21 protein-coding genes are annotated in these 18,758 nt (G+C 69.4%); 16 read left to right on the top strand and 5 right to left on the bottom strand.

The window, feature by feature from the left end:
- Positions 1 to 164: 164 nt before the first annotated feature.
- The gene (locus AC07M8_RS18700; protein WP_495175732.1) at positions 165 to 1,253 is read right to left on the bottom strand and encodes a DUF3667 domain-containing protein; all 1,089 of its coding nucleotides are present in this window, start codon (positions 1,251 to 1,253) and stop codon (positions 165 to 167) included.
- A gap of 64 nt (positions 1,254 to 1,317) precedes the next feature.
- On the opposite strand from AC07M8_RS18700, the gene AC07M8_RS18705 reads away from it, so the two are divergent.
- The 13 genes from AC07M8_RS18705 (at position 1,318) to AC07M8_RS18765 (ending at position 11,218) form a co-directional block, all read left to right on the top strand.
- Positions 1,318 to 2,580 carry a glutamate-5-semialdehyde dehydrogenase gene (locus AC07M8_RS18705; RefSeq protein ID WP_495175733.1) on the top strand — a complete coding sequence of 421 codons (1,263 nt, stop codon included), beginning with the start codon at positions 1,318 to 1,320 and terminating at the stop codon, positions 2,578 to 2,580.
- 57 nt (positions 2,581 to 2,637) lie between these two features.
- Positions 2,638 to 3,687 carry an aldo/keto reductase gene (locus tag AC07M8_RS18710; protein WP_495175734.1) on the top strand — a complete coding sequence of 350 codons (1,050 nt, stop codon included), beginning with the start codon at positions 2,638 to 2,640 and terminating at the stop codon, positions 3,685 to 3,687.
- A 39-nt stretch (positions 3,688 to 3,726) separates the two neighbouring features.
- The gene (locus AC07M8_RS18715) at positions 3,727 to 3,981 is read left to right on the top strand and encodes a CopG family ribbon-helix-helix protein (protein WP_495175735.1); all 255 of its coding nucleotides are present in this window, start codon (positions 3,727 to 3,729) and stop codon (positions 3,979 to 3,981) included.
- Positions 3,978 to 4,253 (top strand): type II toxin-antitoxin system RelE/ParE family toxin, encoded by a 276-nt coding sequence (locus AC07M8_RS18720; protein ID WP_495175736.1) that lies wholly within the window; start codon positions 3,978 to 3,980, stop codon positions 4,251 to 4,253. Before AC07M8_RS18715 ends, AC07M8_RS18720 begins: the two co-directional genes overlap by 4 nt.
- Positions 4,250 to 4,858, top strand: a complete 609-nt coding sequence (locus AC07M8_RS18725; protein ID WP_495175737.1) for a nicotinate-nucleotide adenylyltransferase — start codon at positions 4,250 to 4,252, stop codon at positions 4,856 to 4,858. Before AC07M8_RS18720 ends, AC07M8_RS18725 begins: the two co-directional genes overlap by 4 nt.
- Position 4,859: 1 nt before the next feature.
- Positions 4,860 to 5,264, top strand: a complete 405-nt coding sequence (gene rsfS / locus AC07M8_RS18730; protein ID WP_495175738.1) for a ribosome silencing factor — start codon at positions 4,860 to 4,862, stop codon at positions 5,262 to 5,264.
- Between the two features lies 1 nt (position 5,265).
- Entirely contained in the window at positions 5,266 to 5,688 is a 423-nt protein-coding gene (locus AC07M8_RS18735) for a 23S rRNA (pseudouridine(1915)-N(3))-methyltransferase RlmH (protein WP_495175754.1), read from the top strand.
- A gap of 4 nt (positions 5,689 to 5,692) precedes the next feature.
- Entirely contained in the window at positions 5,693 to 6,844 is a 1,152-nt protein-coding gene (locus tag AC07M8_RS18740) for a murein hydrolase activator EnvC family protein (protein WP_495175739.1), read from the top strand.
- Positions 6,845 to 6,952: 108 nt separating this feature from the next.
- Positions 6,953 to 8,314 carry a S41 family peptidase gene (locus tag AC07M8_RS18745; RefSeq protein ID WP_495175740.1) on the top strand — a complete coding sequence of 454 codons (1,362 nt, stop codon included), beginning with the start codon at positions 6,953 to 6,955 and terminating at the stop codon, positions 8,312 to 8,314.
- Positions 8,311 to 8,793, top strand: a complete 483-nt coding sequence (locus AC07M8_RS18750; protein ID WP_495175741.1) for a disulfide bond formation protein B — start codon at positions 8,311 to 8,313, stop codon at positions 8,791 to 8,793. The genes AC07M8_RS18745 and AC07M8_RS18750 overlap by 4 nt, the downstream gene beginning before the upstream one ends.
- Complete coding sequence (locus tag AC07M8_RS18755; RefSeq protein ID WP_495175742.1) at positions 8,790 to 9,329, top strand: demethoxyubiquinone hydroxylase family protein; 540 nt, start codon at positions 8,790 to 8,792, stop codon at positions 9,327 to 9,329. Before AC07M8_RS18750 ends, AC07M8_RS18755 begins: the two co-directional genes overlap by 4 nt.
- A gap of 9 nt (positions 9,330 to 9,338) precedes the next feature.
- Positions 9,339 to 9,785: a hypothetical protein gene (locus AC07M8_RS18760; RefSeq protein WP_495175743.1), complete on the top strand. Its 447-nt coding sequence runs from the start codon at positions 9,339 to 9,341 to the stop codon at positions 9,783 to 9,785.
- Entirely contained in the window at positions 9,782 to 11,218 is a 1,437-nt protein-coding gene (locus AC07M8_RS18765; RefSeq protein WP_495175744.1) for a hypothetical protein, read from the top strand. Before AC07M8_RS18760 ends, AC07M8_RS18765 begins: the two co-directional genes overlap by 4 nt.
- Positions 11,219 to 11,284: 66 nt before the next feature.
- On the opposite strand, the gene AC07M8_RS18770 is transcribed toward AC07M8_RS18765, so the two are convergent.
- A complete protein-coding gene (locus AC07M8_RS18770; protein ID WP_495175745.1) occupies positions 11,285 to 11,920 on the bottom strand; it encodes a DedA family protein in 636 nt (211 codons plus the stop codon).
- A gap of 74 nt (positions 11,921 to 11,994) precedes the next feature.
- Here AC07M8_RS18770 and AC07M8_RS18775 point away from each other — a divergent pair, with 74 nt between their 5' ends.
- Entirely contained in the window at positions 11,995 to 12,789 is a 795-nt protein-coding gene (locus AC07M8_RS18775; protein ID WP_495175746.1) for an aldo/keto reductase, read from the top strand.
- Between the two features lie 99 nt (positions 12,790 to 12,888).
- Here the strand turns inward: AC07M8_RS18775 and AC07M8_RS18780 are convergent, their stop codons facing one another.
- Positions 12,889 to 14,295: a UdgX family uracil-DNA binding protein gene (locus AC07M8_RS18780; RefSeq protein ID WP_495175747.1), complete on the bottom strand. Its 1,407-nt coding sequence runs from the start codon at positions 14,293 to 14,295 to the stop codon at positions 12,889 to 12,891.
- Positions 14,296 to 14,302: 7 nt separating this feature from the next.
- Positions 14,303 to 15,562, bottom strand: coding sequence for a putative DNA modification/repair radical SAM protein (locus tag AC07M8_RS18785; RefSeq protein ID WP_495175748.1), 1,260 nt, complete (start codon positions 15,560 to 15,562; stop codon positions 14,303 to 14,305).
- A 168-nt stretch (positions 15,563 to 15,730) separates the two neighbouring features.
- On the opposite strand from AC07M8_RS18785, the gene AC07M8_RS18790 reads away from it, so the two are divergent.
- Positions 15,731 to 16,192, top strand: coding sequence for a hypothetical protein (locus AC07M8_RS18790; protein WP_495175749.1), 462 nt, complete (start codon positions 15,731 to 15,733; stop codon positions 16,190 to 16,192).
- 4 nt (positions 16,193 to 16,196) lie between these two features.
- Positions 16,197 to 16,670 (top strand): hypothetical protein, encoded by a 474-nt coding sequence (locus tag AC07M8_RS18795; protein ID WP_495175750.1) that lies wholly within the window; start codon positions 16,197 to 16,199, stop codon positions 16,668 to 16,670.
- 2 nt (positions 16,671 to 16,672) lie between these two features.
- Here the strand turns inward: AC07M8_RS18795 and AC07M8_RS18800 are convergent.
- The coding region (locus AC07M8_RS18800; protein WP_495175751.1) for a coiled-coil domain-containing protein at positions 16,673 to 18,758 on the bottom strand (2,086 nt) is incomplete at its 5' end.

Genomic DNA, 18,758 nt, shown 5'->3' on the forward strand with positions numbered 1-18,758 from the left:
AGCGCGCGCCGGTTGTCGAGTGACGCTGGACACACGCCCCCTTCGTCATCCTGAACTCGTTTCAGGATCCACCACCCGACGCTCACCGCGCGCGGTACGGTTTGGCCATGGATGCTGAACCAAGTTCAGCATGACGGGATTGGGGCAAGGATCGGTTTTCTCCGTCAGTCCGCCAGCCCGTGCAGCAGCAGCAGGGTGAGGAAGGTCGCCAGCGCGAACCAGGCGAAGAACAGCAGCAGCGTCAGCCGCCACAGCGCCGACACCTTGCCGAGCGAATAGGCACCGCGCAGCTGCGCGAACATGTGGATCGGCGGCAGCAGGAACACGGTGAGCGTGATCCAGCCGGCGGGCAGGCCGGCAGCGCCAGCGAGGGTCAGCGCGATCACCATCAGCATCATGAAGGCAAGGCTGTAGGTGACGAATACGGCATGGTCGTACAGCCCGAACCGGCGCCGCCACAGGAACAGCATCGCCACGAACGGGGTCGAGATCGGGATCAGCAGCCAGCTGTATTTATAGGCGCTGCTCTGGAGCTTGTAGATCGCCAGGCCCGGGTTGGCGTTGGCCTTCTCGATGCCATGATCGAGGCGGGGCCAGCCGGTCTTCATGTTGGAAAAGGTGAAATTATTGGCATCCTCACCCGCCGCATCCGTGTCCTTCTGCCGGGCGCCGAGCACGTTGGCGGTGATGCCGAGCGCCTTGATGTCGCTGTCGATGTCCGTTGTCGATTGGCCCGCGGCGACCAGTGCGGCGCGGCGCTGCTGGCGCTCGGCGAGCTTCTGCCGGGCCTTCTCGGCGGCGCGTGCGAACTCGATATGGCTCTTGCTCATATGCTCGGGTGACACCGCCTCGGCGAAATCGCCACCGACCGCGCTGATCGTCGCGAACATCAGGAAGACGGTGAACAGGAACAAGGCGAGCGGCGAGACGAAGCGGGCGCGCTCGCCGGCGACGTAGCGGCGGGTGAGCGCGCCGGGATGGAGGATCAGCATCGGCAGCGTGCGCCAGATCTTGCCCTCAAAGTGGAACACGCCATGCGCGATCTCATGGCCGATCGCGCCGACGGTGCGGTGGACATGGCCGCTCTGGCCGCAGGCATGGCAATGCGCGCCGATCAGCCTGGTGCCGCAATTGAGGCACAAGGCGGCGCCATGTTCCCCCGAACCATGGTGCCCGCCGGCCTCAGGCTCGACGCTGCGGGCGGCAAGCGCGCCCGTGATGATGTCCGCTGCTGCGGCGATATCCCCCGACATGGCCGGGAGCGTAACAAGTTCGCAGGCGTGGCGCGAGGGGGCTTGGGATGGTAGGAATACGGGCATGGCCGATACTGACTCCCCCGCCGCTTTGATCGCCGCCATGGGCGCCCGCGCCCGCGCCGCCGCCGGCACGCTGGCCGCGATGCCGACGGCGACCAAGGCGGCCGGGCTGCGTGCCGCGGCAGCGTCGTTGCGCAACGCGGAGGCCGCGATCCTCGCCGCCAATGCGCGCGACATGGCGGCGGGCGAGGCGGGAGGCCTGTCGCCGGCGATGCTCGATCGGCTGCGGCTCGACTCGCCCCGCCTCGCCGGCATGGCGGCCGGGGTGGAGGCAGTGGCCGGATTGGCCGACCCGGTCGGCCAGGTGATCGACGCCGCGACCCGGCCGAACGGGCTGGCGCTCGCCCGGGTGCGCGTGCCGATCGGGGTGATTGGGATCATCTACGAGAGTCGCCCCAACGTCACCGCCGATGCCGCGGCCCTGTGCACGATGGCCGGGAATGCCGCGATCCTGCGCGGCGGTTCCGAGGCGGTGCACAGCAACCGGGCGATCCATGCCGCCTTCGTCGCCGGGCTGGTCGAGGCGGGGCTGCCGGCCGATGCGGTGCAGCTGGTGCCGACCACCGACCGCGCCGCGGTAGGCGCGATGCTCGCTGCCGAGGGCGCGATCGATCTGGTCATCCCGCGCGGCGGCAAGAGCCTGGTCGCGCGGGTGCAGGCGGAGGCGCGGGTGCCGGTGCTCGCGCATCTCGACGGCATCAACCACGTCTATGTCGACGCTTCCGCCGATCCGGCGATGGCACGCAGCATCGCGGTCAACGCCAAGATGCGGCGTACTGGCGTGTGCGGCGCGATGGAGACGCTGCTGATCGATCGCGGCTTTGGCGACGGCACCGCGCTGATCGCGGCGCTCGCCGACACCGGCTGCGCGGTGCGCGGCGACGCGGCGGCGGTGGCGCTGGCACCGGGGATCGGCGTTGCCGACGCGGCCGACTGGGATACCGAATATCTTGAGGCGATCGCCTCGGTGGCGATCGTCGACGGCGTGGAAGGGGCGATGGCGCACATCGCCCGCCACGGTTCGCATCACACCGATGCGATCGTCGCCGAGGATGAGGGCGTCGCCGAGCGGTTCCTCGCCGCGGTCGACAGCGCGATCGTGCTGTGGAACGCTTCCACCCAGTTCGCCGATGGCGGCGAGTTCGGCTTGGGCGCCGAGATCGGCATCGCCACCGGGCGGCTGCACGCGCGCGGGCCGGTCGCGCTGGAGGGGCTGACCACCTACAAATGGATCGGTCGCGGCACGGGACAGATTCGCCCCTGACCGCGTTCTAGCGGGCTGATGCCGGCGGCTCGCCGGCGCCGATCCGAAGGACCTCCCATGCGCTACAACCCGCTCGGCCGCACCGGCCTGTTCGTCTCCGAGCTATGCCTCGGCACCATGACCTTCGGCGGCGAGGGTTTCTTCGCCTATATGGGCGGGGTGAAGCAGGACGGCGCCGACGCGCTGGTCAAGGCGGCGTTCGATGCCGGGGTCAACTTCATCGACACCGCCAACGTCTATTCGCAAGGACTGTCGGAGGAGATCACCGGTCAGGCGATCCACAATCTCGGGCTCAAGCGCAGCGACGTGGTGCTCGCGACCAAGGTGATGGGGCCGATGGGCGAGGGGCCCAACGATCGCGGCACCAGCCGCGTCCATGTGCTCGACCAGGCCAAGGCGAGCCTCAAGCGGCTGCAGACCGATTATATCGATCTCTACCAGATCCACGGCTTCGATCCCGCGACGCCGATCGAGGAGACGCTGTCGGCGCTCGATATCCTCGTGACGCACGGTCATGTCCGCTACATCGGCGTGTCCAACTGGGCGGCATGGCAGATCGTCAAGGCGCTCGGCATCTCCGAGCTCAAGCGGTTCGCGCGGTTCCAGTCGGTGCAGAGCTATTATTCGCTTGCCGGCCGCGAGCTCGAGCGCGAGGTCGTGCCGATGCTCAAGTCCGAAGAGCTGTCGCTGATGGTTTGGAGCCCGCTCGCCGGCGGCTATCTGTCGGGCAAGTATCAGCCGGGGCAGGGCGGCGATGGCGAAGGGGGTCGTCGCGACACCCGCGCCTTCCCGCCGGTCGACGAGGCGCGCGGCGACAAGGTGGTCGCGGCGATGCGGCCGATCGCCGAGGCCAAGGGCGTCAGCGTGGCGCAGATCGCGCTCGCCTGGCTGCTGCACCAGCCGCAGGTCACCAGCGTCATCGTCGGCGCCAAGCGCGAGGAGCAGCTGCGTGACAATCTCGGCGCGGTGGCGGTCGAGCTGTCGGCGGAGGATCTGACGGCGCTGGATGCGGCGAGCGCGCTCCCCGCGGAATATCCCGGCTGGATGATGGAGCTGCAGGGCGGTTATCGCGCGCCGCAGCTCGCGCAGATGCGGCATCGGCGGTGATGAGTTGAAGCGTCGCGGAAGCGGGCGTAGGTTCTCCATATGAATGCTCCCGCCTTGATTACTGCGTCCCTGGACGCGAGCGTTGCAGCTATGGTCGAGGAATTGGCGCTTGCGCGGGGCATTACGCGTGAACAATTCGTCGTCGACGCGATCCGCAAGCAGGCCGAGCGCGGGCTGGCGTGGCGCGCCTTCGTCCAGGAGGGCGTCGATGCTGCCGACCGTGGCGACGTGATCAGCCAGGACGAGATGGAAGCCTGGTTCGAGGAGCGCATCGCCGCCCGCCGCAAGGCATGAGCCGAGCCGTCTGGACGCGGCGGGCGCAGGCCGATCTGGTCCGCATCGACTCCTTCTACGAGCAGAACGCCCCGGACTTTGCCGACGCGCTCGGCCGCGCAGCGATCAGGGCTGGCAACTTCTTGGCAGAGCATCCCCATGCCGGCCCGGCGCTGGACGATGGCGAACGCAAGTGGCTGGTCCCTCACACGGACTATGTGCTCGTCTATCGGATCAACGAGCCGGGCGTAGAAATCTTGCGCGTCTTTCATGGCCGCGAGGATTGGCAATGATCCGCACCGGCCTGCTCGGCGGCTCGTTCAACCCCGCGCATCGCGGGCATCGCGCGATCACGCTCGCCGCGATCCGCGCGCTCGATCTCGACGAGGCATGGTGGCTGGTGTCGCCTGGCAACCCGCTCAAGGCCGATGCGCCCGATATGGCGCCGCTTGCCGCGCGGCTCGCCTCGGCGCGGGCGATGGCGCGGCGCGCGCCGATCCGGGCGAGCGATCTCGAGGCGCGGCTCGGCACCCGCTACACGCTCGATACCTTGCGCAAGATCCGCCGGCGCTATCCCAGAAAACAGTTCATCTGGCTGATGGGCGCGGACAATCTGGCGCAGTTCCACCGCTGGCGGCAGTGGCGCGCAATCGCCCGCACGATGCCGATTGCGGTTATTGCGCGCCCGGGGTATGACGACGATGCCCTCGCGAGCCCCGCGATGGCCTGGCTCGGGCGCTTTGAACGGCCTGCGAGCCAGGCGAAGAACTGGACGATGTGGAGTTTGCCGGCCCTCGTGCTGCTGCGCTTTCGCCCCGATCCGACTTCCGCAACCGCGGCCCGAGCGGCCGATCCCGACTGGCACCGGCGCCTTCCGGCCCAGCAACCCAGGAGCTAACTTGGCGACTTCCACCCCTGCCCTTCGTGCGACCGACCCTGAAGAGGTCGAGGCACTGCTGCGGCTCGTCCTCGCCCTGCTGGACGATGACCAGGCGGTCGAGACCGTCTCGATCCCGCTTGCCGGCAAGACATCGATCGCCGATCACATGGTGATCGCATCGGGACGGTCGACCCGCCAGGTTGCCTCGATGGCGCAGAAGCTCGCCGAGAAGATCAAGGCCGAGACCGGCCGCATCGTCCGCATCGAGGGCCTGCCGACCGCCGACTGGGTGCTGATCGACGCCAATGAGGTGATCATCCACCTGTTCCGCCCCGAGGTGCGCTCCTTCTACAATCTCGAGCGGATGTGGCAGTTCGGCGAAACCGGCCCGAACATGTCGACGGCACCGATCCCGCAGGCCTGACATCCTCCTCCATATCGTCGCGCGCGGGCGGATCGGGCGCTCGCCCGAGGCCGAGCTGGTCGACCGCTATCTCAAGCGGATTGCCTGGCCGACGCGGGTGACCGAGCTGCCCGATACCGGCGGCAAGCTGCCCGCGCTCGATACCCACACCCGCCGCGTGCTGCTCGACGAGAAAGGCGAGGTGCTGGGCTCGGTCGCCTTTGCCGACAAGCTCGGGCGCTGGCGCGACGACGGGGTGCGCGAGGCGCGGTTCATGATCGGCGCCGCCGACGGCTTTGGCGATGCCGAGCGTGCCGAGGCGGACCTGCTGGTCTCGTTCGGCCGCGCGACCTGGCCGCACCTGCTCGCCCGCGTCATGCTCGCCGAGCAACTGTTCCGCGCCACCAGCATCCTTGCCAATCACCCCTATCACCGCGAAGGGTGACGCCATGCGGGCATGGGCGCCGATCATCGCGATAATGCTGGCGGGCAGCGCGACGGGCGCGGTGCCGAGCCTCGCCGATCAGCAGCAGCGGCTGGCGAGCGCCAAGCGCGAGGCGACGGCGGCGTCGGCCCGCGCGGCGGGTCTGGTGCGCCAGGCGGCGAACGAGCGTGACGCGGCCGACAAGGCGGCGGCCGACGAGGCCGCGCTGTCGGCGAATGTGACCGCGGCGGAGGCGCAACTCGCGGCGGCGCGCGCGCGCAGCGCGATCGTCGCGCAACTGCTTGCCGCCCGCCGCGCGCAGCTTGGCGAGGCACAGACTCCGGTGGCACGGCTGCTCGCGGCGCTGCAGTCGCTCGCCCGGCGGCCGACGGTGGTGGCGATCGCGCAGCCGGGGTCGGTCGACGATCTGGTCCATGTCCGTGCGGTGCTCGGCGGCGCGCTGCCGGTGGTGCGGGCACGGACCGGGGCGGTGCGCGCCGAGATCGAGCAGACCCGGCGGCTCCAGGCCAGCGCCGCGCTGGCGGCGAGCGCGCTGCGCGACAGCCGGGCGCAGCTCGAAAGCGACCGGGTGGCGCTCGCACGGCTCGAGGCGGCGCACCGCCAGCGCAGCCAGGCGCTCGGCCGCCACGCGATCGGCGAATCCGATCGGGCGCTCGCGCTCGGCGAGCAGGCGCGCGACCTGGTCGACCAGCTTTCGGCGCGCGACCTCGCGCAGGCGACCGCCGCGGACCTCTCGCAGCTCGACGGGCCGTTGCCACGACCGGTGGCGACCGCAGCGGCGATGGCGCGGCCGAGCGGCGCGTACCGGCTGCCGGTCGGCGGGCGGCTGGTCACCGGGCTCGACGAGGTGTCGGCGGCGGGCGTGCGCTCGCGCGGGTTGACCTTTGCGGTCGAGCCGCGCGCGCCGGTGCGGGCCCCGGCGGGCGGGACGGTGCGCTATGCGCGGCAGTTCCGCAATTTCGGGATGATCGTGATCATCGATCATGGCGATGGCTGGACCTCGCTGCTCACCGGCCTTGGCCGGCTGGCGGTGACACCGGGGCAGGCGGTGGCGGCAGGCGCGATGCTCGGCCGCGCCGGCGTCGGCGACGATGCGGCGGTAACGGTGGAGCTCCGCCGCCGCGGGCGGCCGATGGATATCGTCGCGTTGCTCTAGGGGACCGCCGCTCAGCCGCGGTTCAGCCGTGTCCTGCTCTGATCTGGCTTTGCTCCTGCCCGGCAATCCCGCTACACTCGATCAGCATTTCCGCCTTCAGGATTTTCGATGGCCCGTCCGCTGCTTACCGCGACTGCGATCCTCGGCTCGTTGACCCTCATCCCGCTCGCCACCCAGGCGATGGCGGCGGTCGATACCGATACCTACCGCGAATTCGATCAGTTCCTCGACGTGTTCAACCGGATCAAGGCCGATTATGTCGACAAGGTCGACGACCAGAAGCTGATCAAGGGCGCGATCGCGGGGATGCTCGCCAGCCTCGATCCGCACTCGAGCTATGTCGACGCGCTCGATTATGACAACCTTCGCATCCAGACCGAAGGCAATTACGGCGGCCTCGGCCTGACGGTGCAGATGGAGGATGGCGCGATCAAGGTCGTGTCGCCGCAGGAGGATACGCCCGCCTATCGCGCCGGGATCAAGTCCGGCGACTATATCACCCATATCGACGGCAAGCTGATCTACGGCGAGACGCTGGATGAATCGATCGGGATGATGCGCGGCAAGCCCGGCACCAAGATCAGCCTTTCGCTGGTCCGCCCCGGCCGCGACAAGCCGCTCGACGTGACGATGACCCGCGAGGTGATCATCCAGAAGCCGGTGAAATGGGAAGTGCGCGGCCAGGTCGGCTACATCAACATCAACACCTTCTCCGAGAGCACCGGCGCCGATACCCGCGGCGCGATCATGGCGATCGACAAGAGCCTGGGCCACCGGCCGCTGGGCTATGTGGTCGACCTGCGCGACAATGGCGGCGGGCTGCTGACCCAGGCGATCGCGGTCAGCGACGCCTTCCTCGACCATGGCGAGATCGTCTCGCAGCGCGGCCGCGAGAAGAGCGACATCGAGCGCTATTATGCCAAGCCGGGCGACGACGCGCATGGCCTGCCGGTGGTGGTGCTGACCAACCCGGGCACCGCCTCCGCCTCGGAGATCGTCGCCGGCGCGCTCCAGGATCACCATCGCGCGCTGATCATGGGCGAGCGCAGCTTCGGCAAGGGATCGGTGCAAACGCTGCTCCAGCTCGGGCCAAGCACCGCGCTGCGGCTGACCACCGCGCGCTATTACACGCCGTCGGGGCGCAGCGTGCAGGAGGGCGGGATCGAACCCGACATCAAGGTGCCGCAGATCAGCGATCCCGATTTCAAGACCCGCCCGGTGTTCCGCGAGGCGGACCTGCGCCGCCACCTGATCAACGAGGTGAAGGCCGATAACGCCATCCTCGAGGAGGATACCAAGGACGATCCGCGCTTCACCGAGACGCCCGATGCGCTCAAGAAGCAGGGCATCGACGACTTCCAGCTCTATTATGCGCTGAAGACGGTGGCGCGGCTCGGCGGGCCGGTCCAGGTCGCCGCGGCGACCAAGCCCAAGCCCCAAGGGACGCAGCCCTCGGTGCCGTCCAAGTGACCGCGAGCCAACGCCTGGCGCGGGCAATCGCGCTGCTGCTGCCGCTGGCGCTGCTCGCCGGCGCCTGGGGATCACAGCTGATCGGCCATCTCTACCCGTGCGAGATGTGCCATTGGCAGCGCTGGCCGCATTATGCCGCGGTGGTGGTCGCGATCCTGGCGTTCGTCGTGCCGCGGCCGGCGCTCGCCAAGACGCTGGTGATCGTCGCGGCGCTGCTGATCGCGCTGTCGGGCGCGATCGGCGTCGCGCATGCCGGGGTGGAATATCATTGGTGGAACGGATTCACCGCCTGCACCCAGACGGTGGACCTGCGCGGCTTGAGCAGCGCCGACCGGCTGGCCGCGATCATGCACGCGCCGATCGTCCGCTGCGACACGCCGCAATGGACGCTGTTCGGCATCTCGCTGGCGGGGTTCAACGCGATCCTGTCGCTGGGTGGCGCGTTGGTGATCCTGGCGTTGACGAGGAAAGCACGATGACGGGAAGCTGGAAGCCCGGTGACCGGCGCGAGCCGACGGCGGCGATGATCCGCGTCGACCAGGCCGGCGAATATGGCGCGACGCGGATCTATGCGGGGCAGCTCGCGGTGTTTGGCGATCGCCATCCCACCGCACGGGCGATCCACCACATGGCGAGCCAGGAGGAGCGCCACCAGGCGTTCTTCGACAAGATGATCCCCGAGCGGCGGGTGCGGCCGACGCTGCTGCAGCCGTTCTGGACGGTGGCAGGCTTCGCGCTCGGCGCGGTGACGGCGGCGATCGGGCCCAATGCGGCGATGGCCTGCACCGCCGCGGTCGAGACCGAGATCGACCAGCATTATCAGGAACAGCTCGACGCGCTCGGCACCAGCGATCCCGAGCTGACCGGCGCGATCGCCGATTTCCAGGCGGAGGAGCTCGAGCATCGCGATCACGCGCTGGCCCATGGCGCCGAGGATACGTTCGGCTATCCGGTGCTGAGCGGCCTCATCCGCCTGGGGTGCAAGGTCGCGATCGCGGCTGCCAAGAGGATCTGAGGAGAGCGTATGGTCAAGCTGTTGATCGCGCTGGCGGTGCTCGCCAGCCCTGCCGTCGCCCAGCAGGCGGCGCTGCCCGGGGCGGTCAAGCCCAAGGCGGACGCCGGCCCCGGCGAAGTCGCCAAGCGCGCACCGATCAACGGCGTGCTGGTGCTCTACGGCAACGAGCGCTGCCCGACCAACAATGACGGCAGCGAGATCGTGGTCTGCGAGCGGCGCGACGCGCAGGAGCAGTTCCGCGTGCCCAAGGAGCTGCGCGAGTTCCAGGTGACGCCGCAGAACGAGAGCTGGGCGGCACGCGCGCAGGGCACGCTCGACACCGGCGTCGGCGTCAATGGCATCGGCAGCTGCTCGACGGTCGGCGCCGGCGGCCAGACCGGCTGCTTCGCCCAGCAGGCGAGCGCCGCCCGCGCCGAGAACAAGGCGCGCAAGGCAGACGAAGCCCGCGTCCCGTGATTCCCGCGCCGGGCGGGCTGCGGCGGATGCGGATCGTGCTGTTCGCCTTGGTCTGGTTCAATTGCGCCTGGTTCGGCTCATGGGAATGGAATCCCAACAATGCGGTGCGGCTGTTCGCCGCGATCAGCCTGGTCGAGGATGGCGATGCCACCATCGACGAGTTCGCCGACCTGACGATCGACAAGGCGGTGTTCGGCGCCCACGCTTATTCGGACAAGGCGCCCGGCATGACGCTGATGGCGCTGCCGGCAGTGGCGCTGGCCGATGCCGTCACCGGCGAGCGGGCGGGGGCGCTGCCCAAGATCTTCGGCGGCCTGGAAATGACTCGCTACCTGCGGCTGCGTACCCGGCTGGCGGTGGCGAGCGGGCCGGCGGTGCTGACGGGGATTGCTGCGGTGCTGTTGTTCGATCTGGCCTTGGCGCTGACGGGCAGCGCGGGCGCGGCACTGTTCGCCGCCCTCGGCTATGCGCTCGGCACGCCGGCCTGGGGCTGGTCCACCACCTTGCTGGGCCACGCCCCGGTGGCGGCGCTATACGTGATCGCGGTGGCGACGTTCTGGCGGGCGGTGCGGGGCGCCACGTTGCCGTGGGCGGTGGTCGCTGGCGTCGCCTTGGGCTGGTCGGTGACGATCGAGTATCAGGCGGTGCTGGCGGGGCTGGTGATCGCCGGGTGGATGCTGTGGCACGCTCGTGCCGCCGCGACGCGGTGGCGGTTGATTGCCGCCGTGCCCGCCGGGGGCCTGCTCGGCCTGCTGCCGCTGCTCGGCTACAATCTCGTCGCGTTCGGGACGCCGTTCCGAGTCGCTTACTCGGGCGTGGTCGGCTGGGAGGGAATGCACCAGGGCCTGTTCGGGCTCGGCATGCCGCAGCTCGGGGCATTCCTCGGCATCACCGTCGGGACACAGCACGGGCTGCTCTGGGTGGCGCCGGTGTTGCTGCTGGCGATCCCCGGGCTGATGGTCTGGGCGGATCGGCCGCGCACCCGCGATCTCGCCTGGGTCGCAGGCGGGGTGACGCTGGTCGTGCTGCTGGTCAACGCCGCTTACGTCTATTGGGAGGGCGGCAACGCCACCGGGCCGCGGCTGGCGATGCCCTTGTGCGGGCTGCTCGCGCTCGGGCTGGCGCCGGCCTGGGTGGCGGTCGGCGGCCGCGTCGCGCGGAGTGCGGCGCTGCTGCTGCTGGCGCTGTCGATCGCGATCAACGCGATGGTCGCCGCCGCGGAGGTGTTCGTGCCGCCGCTGTACCGCTTCCCTCTGTGGAGCGGCGTCTATCAGCAGCATGTCGCGGTCGGCGACCTGCGAACGATCGCGTCGGAATATGGTGGATGGACGCCATGGCATGGCTTCGTGCTGTGGGCGGTGCTGGCGGCGGCGATGATCGGCTGGCTGGTGCGCGCGGCGACGCAGGCCAGTCCCTTGTCACGTTCGTGCTGAGCCTGTCGAAGCACGGTTGAGACCCATGTCCTTCGACAAGCTCAGGGCGAACGGAGGGGCCTTGGGTCAGGCCGCCGGCTTCTTCAGCCCGCGCACCCGATGCCAGATGTAGAAGGCCACCAGCGCGATCACGACGATGCCGATCGCCAGGTCGGCGCGGTGGAACGCCGCCTTGATCCGGGGATCGCTGTTCCACTGGTCGCCGAGTTTCATGCCCACCCAGGCGAGGCCGAAGCACCACGGCCAGGAGCCGAGGAAGGTGTAGGCGTGGAACGGCACCAGCCGCATCCGCGCGACGCCGGCGGGGAAGGCGATGAACGAGCGGATCACCGGCAGCAGCCGACCGATCAGCACCGCGATCGAGCCCCAGCGCGCGAAGAACCGGTCCGCGGTGTCGAGCTCGCCCGGGCCGATCAGCAGGTAGCGGCCCCAGCGCTCGGCGAGCGGGCGGCCGCCGCGCTTGCCGATCTCATAGCCGACGATCGAGCCGATGTTGCAGCCGATCGCGCCGGCGGTGGCGGCGAGATACAGGTCGAACCGCCCGGTCGAGACCAGATAGCCGGCGAACGGCATGATGATCTCGGACGGTAGTGGAATGCACGCGCTCTCGATCGCCATCAGGATGCCGATGCCGACGTAACCGCCGCTGGAGATCACCCAGATGGTGAAGGTGGCGAGGACGCCCAGGATCTTTTCGAACATGGGCCGGAGGCTTGGCCGATCGTCTTCAGGAAGGGAAGGGGGAACCGCGCGGGCGCCGCATGCGCTTGGGTAGGATGACAGACCTCACCCTCAACGACGGCCGCAGACTTCCGCAGCTCGGCTTTGGCACCTACAAGCTCGCCGATCCGCAGGCGGCAATGGTGGTGCGGCGCGCGCTCGACATTGGCTATCGGCTGATCGACACCGCCGCGATCTACGATAATGAGCGCGGCGTCGGCGACGGCGTCAAGGCGAGCGACGCGTTCGTCACCACCAAATTGTGGAACGATCGCCAGGGCGATCCCGCCGCGGCGCTCGACGAGAGCCTGGCGCTGCTCGGGCGCGACGCGGTGGACCTGTACCTGATCCACTGGCCGTCGCCCGCGCAGGGGCTGTTCGTCGACGCGTGGAAGGCGCTGGTCGGCCTGCGCGACGCCGGCAAGGCGCGCTCGATCGGCGTGTCGAACTTTCTGCCCGGGCATCTCGACGCGATTATCGATGCGACCGGCGTGACCCCGGCGGTCAACCAGATCGAGCTGCACCCGCACCACCAGCGCCGCGAGGAGCGCGCCTATCATGAGGCGCACGGCATCGTGACGCAGAGCTGGAGCCCGCTCGGCCAGGGCGGCGAGCTGCTCCAGGACGATATGATCGGCCGCATCGCCGCGGCGCACGGCCGCTCGGCCGCGCAGGTCGTGCTGGCCTGGCATCTCGCCCATGGCCTGTCGCCGATCCCCAAGGCGGCCGACCCCGAGCATATGAGCGACAATTACGCAGCGCTGGATCTGGAGCTCAGCGCAGACGAACTCGCCGCGATCGACGGGCTGGACCGCCAGGCGCGGATCGGGCCGGATCCGCTGACCTTCTGACCGATGGCGTCACCCCAGCGAAAGCTGAGGTCTTGTCGTCATGAAGCGACGCGCCTGCGGCATGAGATCCAAGCGGTTCGCAAGGGATGACGGAGGAGGTTAGCCCAGCGCCGCCTTGGCGAGCTTCAGATCCTCCACGAACTTCGCGAACTCGTCCTCGCGCTGCGCCGGGTCCGGCAGGCGCAGCAGGTAGCTCGGATGCACGGTGATCCACGCGTTGCTGCCGTCCGCCAGCGGCACCGGCCGCCCGCGTTCGCGGCTGATCGTCACCACCCGACCGAGCAACGATCGCGCCGCGGTTGCGCCGAGCGCCACCGTCACCTGCGGCTTGACCAGCAACTGCTCCTGCTCGATCCACCAGCGGCACGCCTCGATCTCGCCGGCGCCGGGCTTGGCGTGGATGCGGCGCTTGCCGCGGGTCTCGAACTTGAAATGCTTCACCGCATTGGTGACGTAGACGCGCGAGCGATCGATGTCGGCCGCCGCGACCGCGCGGTCAAACACTTGGCCTGCAGGGCCGATGAACGGCTTGCCGGCGAGGTCCTCATTGTCGCCGGGCTGCTCGCCGACGAACATCATCGCCGCGTCCACCGGTCCCTCGCCGAACACCGTCTGCGTCGCATGCTTGTAGAGATGGCAGCGGGTGCAGCTCATCGCCTCGTCGCGCAGCGCCTCCCAGGCGTGTCTGCTATTGCCGCCGACGCCGTCATTGGGTGCGGCGCGTGCCTTGGTGATCATTCCGCTCTCCCGCGCCTGCGCGCCTGCGATCAGCTGTCCGACCAAGGCGGTCTCGGGCATGTTCTTCCAATATTTGCGCGGCATCTCCTTCAGCATCGCGCCGATCTTGACCCGCGCCGGATTGAAGATGCTCGCATAATAGGTCTTCCACACCTCTTCGGTGGGGTCGCCGTCGGGTGCATCGGCCTTGGTCGCGCCTGGGCCCTGGGCGAGCGCCTTGCCGTCCCAGTGCAGCGATACCTCTGGCGTCAGGATTGACCAGCGCATGCTCGCGAAGCGGTTGACGAAAAAGGCCGCGTTGGCGCGGACGATATGATGCTCGGGCTCGAACCAGGCGACGTAGCGGCTGGTGCCGTCGTCGTCGGCGACCTCGCGAAAGCGCAGGAAGGCGCGCATCTTGTGAATGTCCTGGCGCACCCGCTTGGCGATCACCTCAAGCCGGCGGATCAGCGGATCGGCATGGTCCTCGACCAGCTTGGGTTCGCGGCGCAGCCGTGCCAGCACGGTGTAGAGCAAGGCGAAGCGCTCGGGCTCGGCCGAGAGGATGACATCGCGGGCAAGATCAAGGAAGGCGCGCGGCACCGAGAAGCCGGGCGCAGCGGCGGCGGCCGGCGTGGCCGGTTCGGGGTTGGTCGCGAACAGGTCCGCGGCCTTGTCGCCGACCTGCCAGACCACCTGGTCCGCCGGCACGCCGTCGGCGATCAGGCCGCGCGCTGCATCGCGCCAGGCATCAAAATCATCTGGTTCGGCAAGGGTAACGACGCGCATTGCGGTGTTAAGCCGCGAACAGCTCCAGCTGTTCCTTCTTGGGCGCCAACAAGGGCGCGACCAGCGATTTGAGCTCTGCCTTGTCCGACAGGATCACGGGGCGCCAATCCTCGGTAATAATGAACGGCCGCACCTTGGTGACCGACACCGTCAGCCGCGCGACATCGTCGAGCCGAAGCTTGCGCCAGCGGCGGCTGGCGATGATCCGGTCGACCGATTTGACGCCCAGGCCCGGCACGCGCAGCAGCCGCTCGCGAGGTGCCCGATTGACGTCGACCGGGAAATGCTGGCGGAACTTGAGCGCCCAGGCGAGCTTGGGATCGATGTCGAGCGGCAGCATGCCGGTGGCATCATCCGCGGCGGCGACCACCTCGTGCGGCTGGAAATCGTAGAAGCGCATCAACCAGTCGGACTGGTAGAGCCGGTGTTCGCGCATCAACGGCGGGCGCTGGAGCGGCAGCACCGTGCTCGCATCGGGAATCGGGCTGAACGCCGAATAATAGACGCGGCGCAGCCCGAAGCGGTCGTACAGCGTCGACGCGCGGGTGACGATATCACCGTCGGTCGCGGCATCGGCGCCGACGATCATCTGGGTCGATTGCCCCGCCGGCGCGAACTTCGGCGCCGACTTGTAATGCTTCTGCGCATCCTTGCCGTCGGCAATCGAGCTCTTCACCTCGGCCATCGCTGTCTCGATCCGCACCCCGTCCTTCTCGGGCGCGAGCCGCTTGAGGCCGCTCACCGTCGGCAGCTCGACGTTGATCGAGACGCGATCCGCATACAGGCCCGCCTGGTGAACCAGCTCGGGATCGGCATCGGGGATGGTCTTGAGGTGGATGTAGCCGCGGAAGTGATGATCGTCGCGCAAGGCACGCGCCACCTCCACCATCTGCTCCATCGTATAGTTGGACGAGCGGATGATCCCCGACGAGAGGAACAGCCCCTCGATGTAGTTGCGCTTGTAGAAGGCGATCGTCAGCTTGACGACCTCGTCGGCGGTGAAGCGCGCGCGGCGGACGTTGCTGCTCTTGCGGTTGATGCAATAATGGCAGTCGAAGATGCAGCTGTTGGTCAGCAGGATCTTGAGCAGGCTGATGCAGCGGCCGTCCGGCGCATAGGCGTGGCAGATGCCCATGCCCTCGGTGGAGCCCAGCCCCTTGCCGTCGCGGCTGTTGCGCTTGGCGGTGCCCGACGAGGCGCAGGAGGCGTCGTATTTGGCCGCGTCGGCCAGGATCTCGAGCTTCTGCTTGGTATCGAGCTGGGCCATCTGTTCCATCTACGTTCCCGTAGACGGGGATACAAGCACCACCCGTGCAACGATCCCGACCAGATCGGTTTCGATTACAACGAATCCGGCATACAATAGATAGGTTTCAAGAGCTTAGCCCGATTTTTGGTAAGATGTTGGTGACGAGTTGCCGGTACGCTTCACGGCATGGACGGACACAAAACCATCGCGCGACTGCGCGAGCATCAGGCGGCGATCCTGGCCAATTTCGAGGCTACCCGGCGGCTGCTGGGGCAGGAGAAGCCCGAGGATCCCCGTGCGTTGGCGCGGCTGCGCGGCGATCTCGCCCGGATGCTGACCGCCTATCAATATTTCAAGCATCACGAGATCTTCGACCGGCTGATCGCCGATGGCCCTAGCGACAATGCGCGGATCGGCCGGCGGTTGAAGGCCGAGTGCATCAGCCTCGGCGAGGAGGTGCGGCAGCATGTCGCGCGCTGGAATGCGGTGGGCGCGGAGGAAAGCTGGACGGCCTATCGCCCGGCGGTCGCGGCGTTCATCGAGCAGGTATCGACGCACATGGACTATGAATTGCGCGCCGCGGAAGCGGTGCTGATCCCGCGCGCGGGCGATGCCGCGGTGACACCGCCGGCCGTCCACGCGGTCTGACGGCGTGCAGGCGCGATCCCTGCTCGATCGGCTGGTGGAGCATCAGAATGGGGTGCGCGGGATCTTTGCGCGCGCCGAGGCCTGTCTGCGCCATCCGCATCAGCGCGACGCGCTGACGCTGGCCAAGCTGCGCTGGGAAGTGGCGCGCGCGATCGGCGCCTATACCTTGTTCAAGCATCACGAATTGTTCGATCCGCTGGTCGCGCATGGCACTGCCGAGCAGGCCAGGGTCGCCGCCGAGGCGAAGCGCGCATGCCTGGCGATGGGCACGCAGTTCCAGGCGCATGTCCGCAAGTGGAGCGGCACCCCGGTCGCCGATCATTGGGACGAATATAAGCCGGCAACGGTGGCGATCATGGCCAAGCTCCGCGCGCATTTTGACAGCGAGCGGCACGTGGTGGCATCGATGCTGGCCGCCGATCCGCAGGCGGTGCGGGTGCGCCGCCCGGCCGCCACGGGAGCCGGAGACCGCGCCTAGCCTCACGCGGCGGCGATCAGGCTCTCCGCACCGCCAAGATCGACCGATACCAGCCGGCTGACGCCCTGTTCGATCATCGTCACGCCGAACAGCCGGTGCATGCGGCTCATCGTCACCGCATTATGGGTGACGATGAGGTAGCGGGTGTCGGTCTCGCGCGCCATGCGGTCGAGCAGGTCGCAGAACCGCTCGATATTGGCATCGTCGAGCGGCGCATCGACCTCGTCGAGCACGCAGATCGGCGCCGGATTGGTCAGGAACAGCGCGAAGATCAGCGCCACCGCAGTCAGCGCCTGCTCGCCGCCCGACAGCAGGGTGAGCGACTGGAGCCGCTTGCCCGGCGGCTGGGCCATGATCTCGAGCCCCGCCTCGAGCGGATCGTCCGAATCGATCAGCGCGAGATGCGCCTGGCCGCCGTTGAATAAGGTGGTGAACAGGCGACGGAAATGGCCGTCCACCGCCTCGAACGCGGCGAGCAGGCGCTGGCGGCCCTCGCGGTTGAGCGTCCCGATCGAACCGCGCAGGCGGTTGACCGCCTGGCCGAGCTCGTCGCGCTCATGAGCATTGCCGAGGCTGGCCGATTCGAGGTCGGCCAGCTCCTGTTCGGCGACGAGGTTGACCGGGCCGATCCGCTCGCGCTCCAGCGCCAGCCGCTCGTGCGTGCCCGCTTCGTCGGCGGGGCTGCGGACGGTGTCGCTGGCAAAGCCGAGCCGCTCGGGCAGCACTGGCGCCGGGCATTCGAACCGCTCGCCGGCAAGGCGGCCCATCTCCACCCGCCGCAGCTCCTGGTTCTCGCGTCGCGCGACCGCGCCGGCGCGGGTCTCGCGGGCCCGGGCGAGCGCCTCGCCGGTGCGGCGATGCGCGTCCTCGGTGGTGCGCAGCGCCAGCTCGGCATCGCGTTCGGCGGCGGCAAGCGTGTCGGCGGCGGTGCGGGCAGCGACGTGCTCGCTCTCCAGCGCGGCGATGGTGGTATCGAGCGCCGCTGGCCGGTCGGCGATCGCCGCCGCCTCGTCGGCGAGTGCAGCGTCGCGCTTGTCCATGTCGGCGATGCGCTTGGCGGCCTCGCCGGCGCGCGATCGCCAGCTGCGCCCGTCCGCCTGCGCCGCAGCGAGCCGCTCGCGATTGGCCTGCACCGCCCGGTCGAGCGCGCCTCGCTCGCCGCGCGCCTGGGCTACCGCGGTGCGGCGCCGGTCGGCATCATGGCCGAGGCGGGCGACCGCGGCGGCGCTGTCGCGACTGTCGGGGAGGGCGTCGCGCGCGGCACGCGCGGCGGCGAGCTCGGCGGCCGCATCCCCGATGTCGGCAGCAACCCGGGCGGCGCGGGCGTCGAGATCGGCACGCTGGCCGGCGAGGCGCTCGAGCGCGGCAATTGCGCGATCCTCGCTGCGCTGCGCGTCGCGGCCGTCCTGGTCGGCGCGCTGCAGGCCGGTGCGCGTGGCCTGCGCGGCGGCGCGAGCGGCGGCGATCTGCGCGTCGATCTCAGTGCGGGCGGCGTCAGCGGTCTCGACCGCGGCGGCGGCAGCAGGGCGCGCCGCCTGCAGCGCCTTCAGCCGGTTGAGGCGTTCGAGCCGTTCCGCGGCGGCGGCGCCGCTGCCGGTGGCGACGAACCCGTCCCAGCGGCGCAGCAGCCCGGCGCGGGTGACGAGCCGCTGCCCAACGCTGAGCGGCTGGCCGGCGTCCTCGTCGACGACAAAGGATTGCCGCAGGCGGCGGGCGAGGCTGGCTGGCGCCGCGACATGATCGGCAAGGCTGGCGGTACCCGCCGGCGGCGGCGGATCGCCTGCGGCGGGTGCGGCGCCCTGCCAGGCGTCGAGCGCTGCTTCGAGATCGTCGCCGAGTGCGGCGGCAAGCGCGCGCTCATAGCCGGGGGCGGGGTGGACATGGTCGAGCAGCCGGTCGCGGCCGCTGCGCGCGGTGGCGCGGGTCAGCGCCGCAACCTCGCTGTCGATCGCGGCAGAATCGGCGCGGGCGACGGCGCGGGCATTCTCCGCAGCGTCGCGGCCGGCGATCGCCGCACGCTCGGCGGTGTCGGCCTTGGCGAGCGCGGCGCGGGCGTGCTCGGCGGCGGTGGCGGCGGCGGTGCGGCGG

Source organism: Sphingomonas sp. GW821-FHT09E03 (assembly GCF_059416225.1).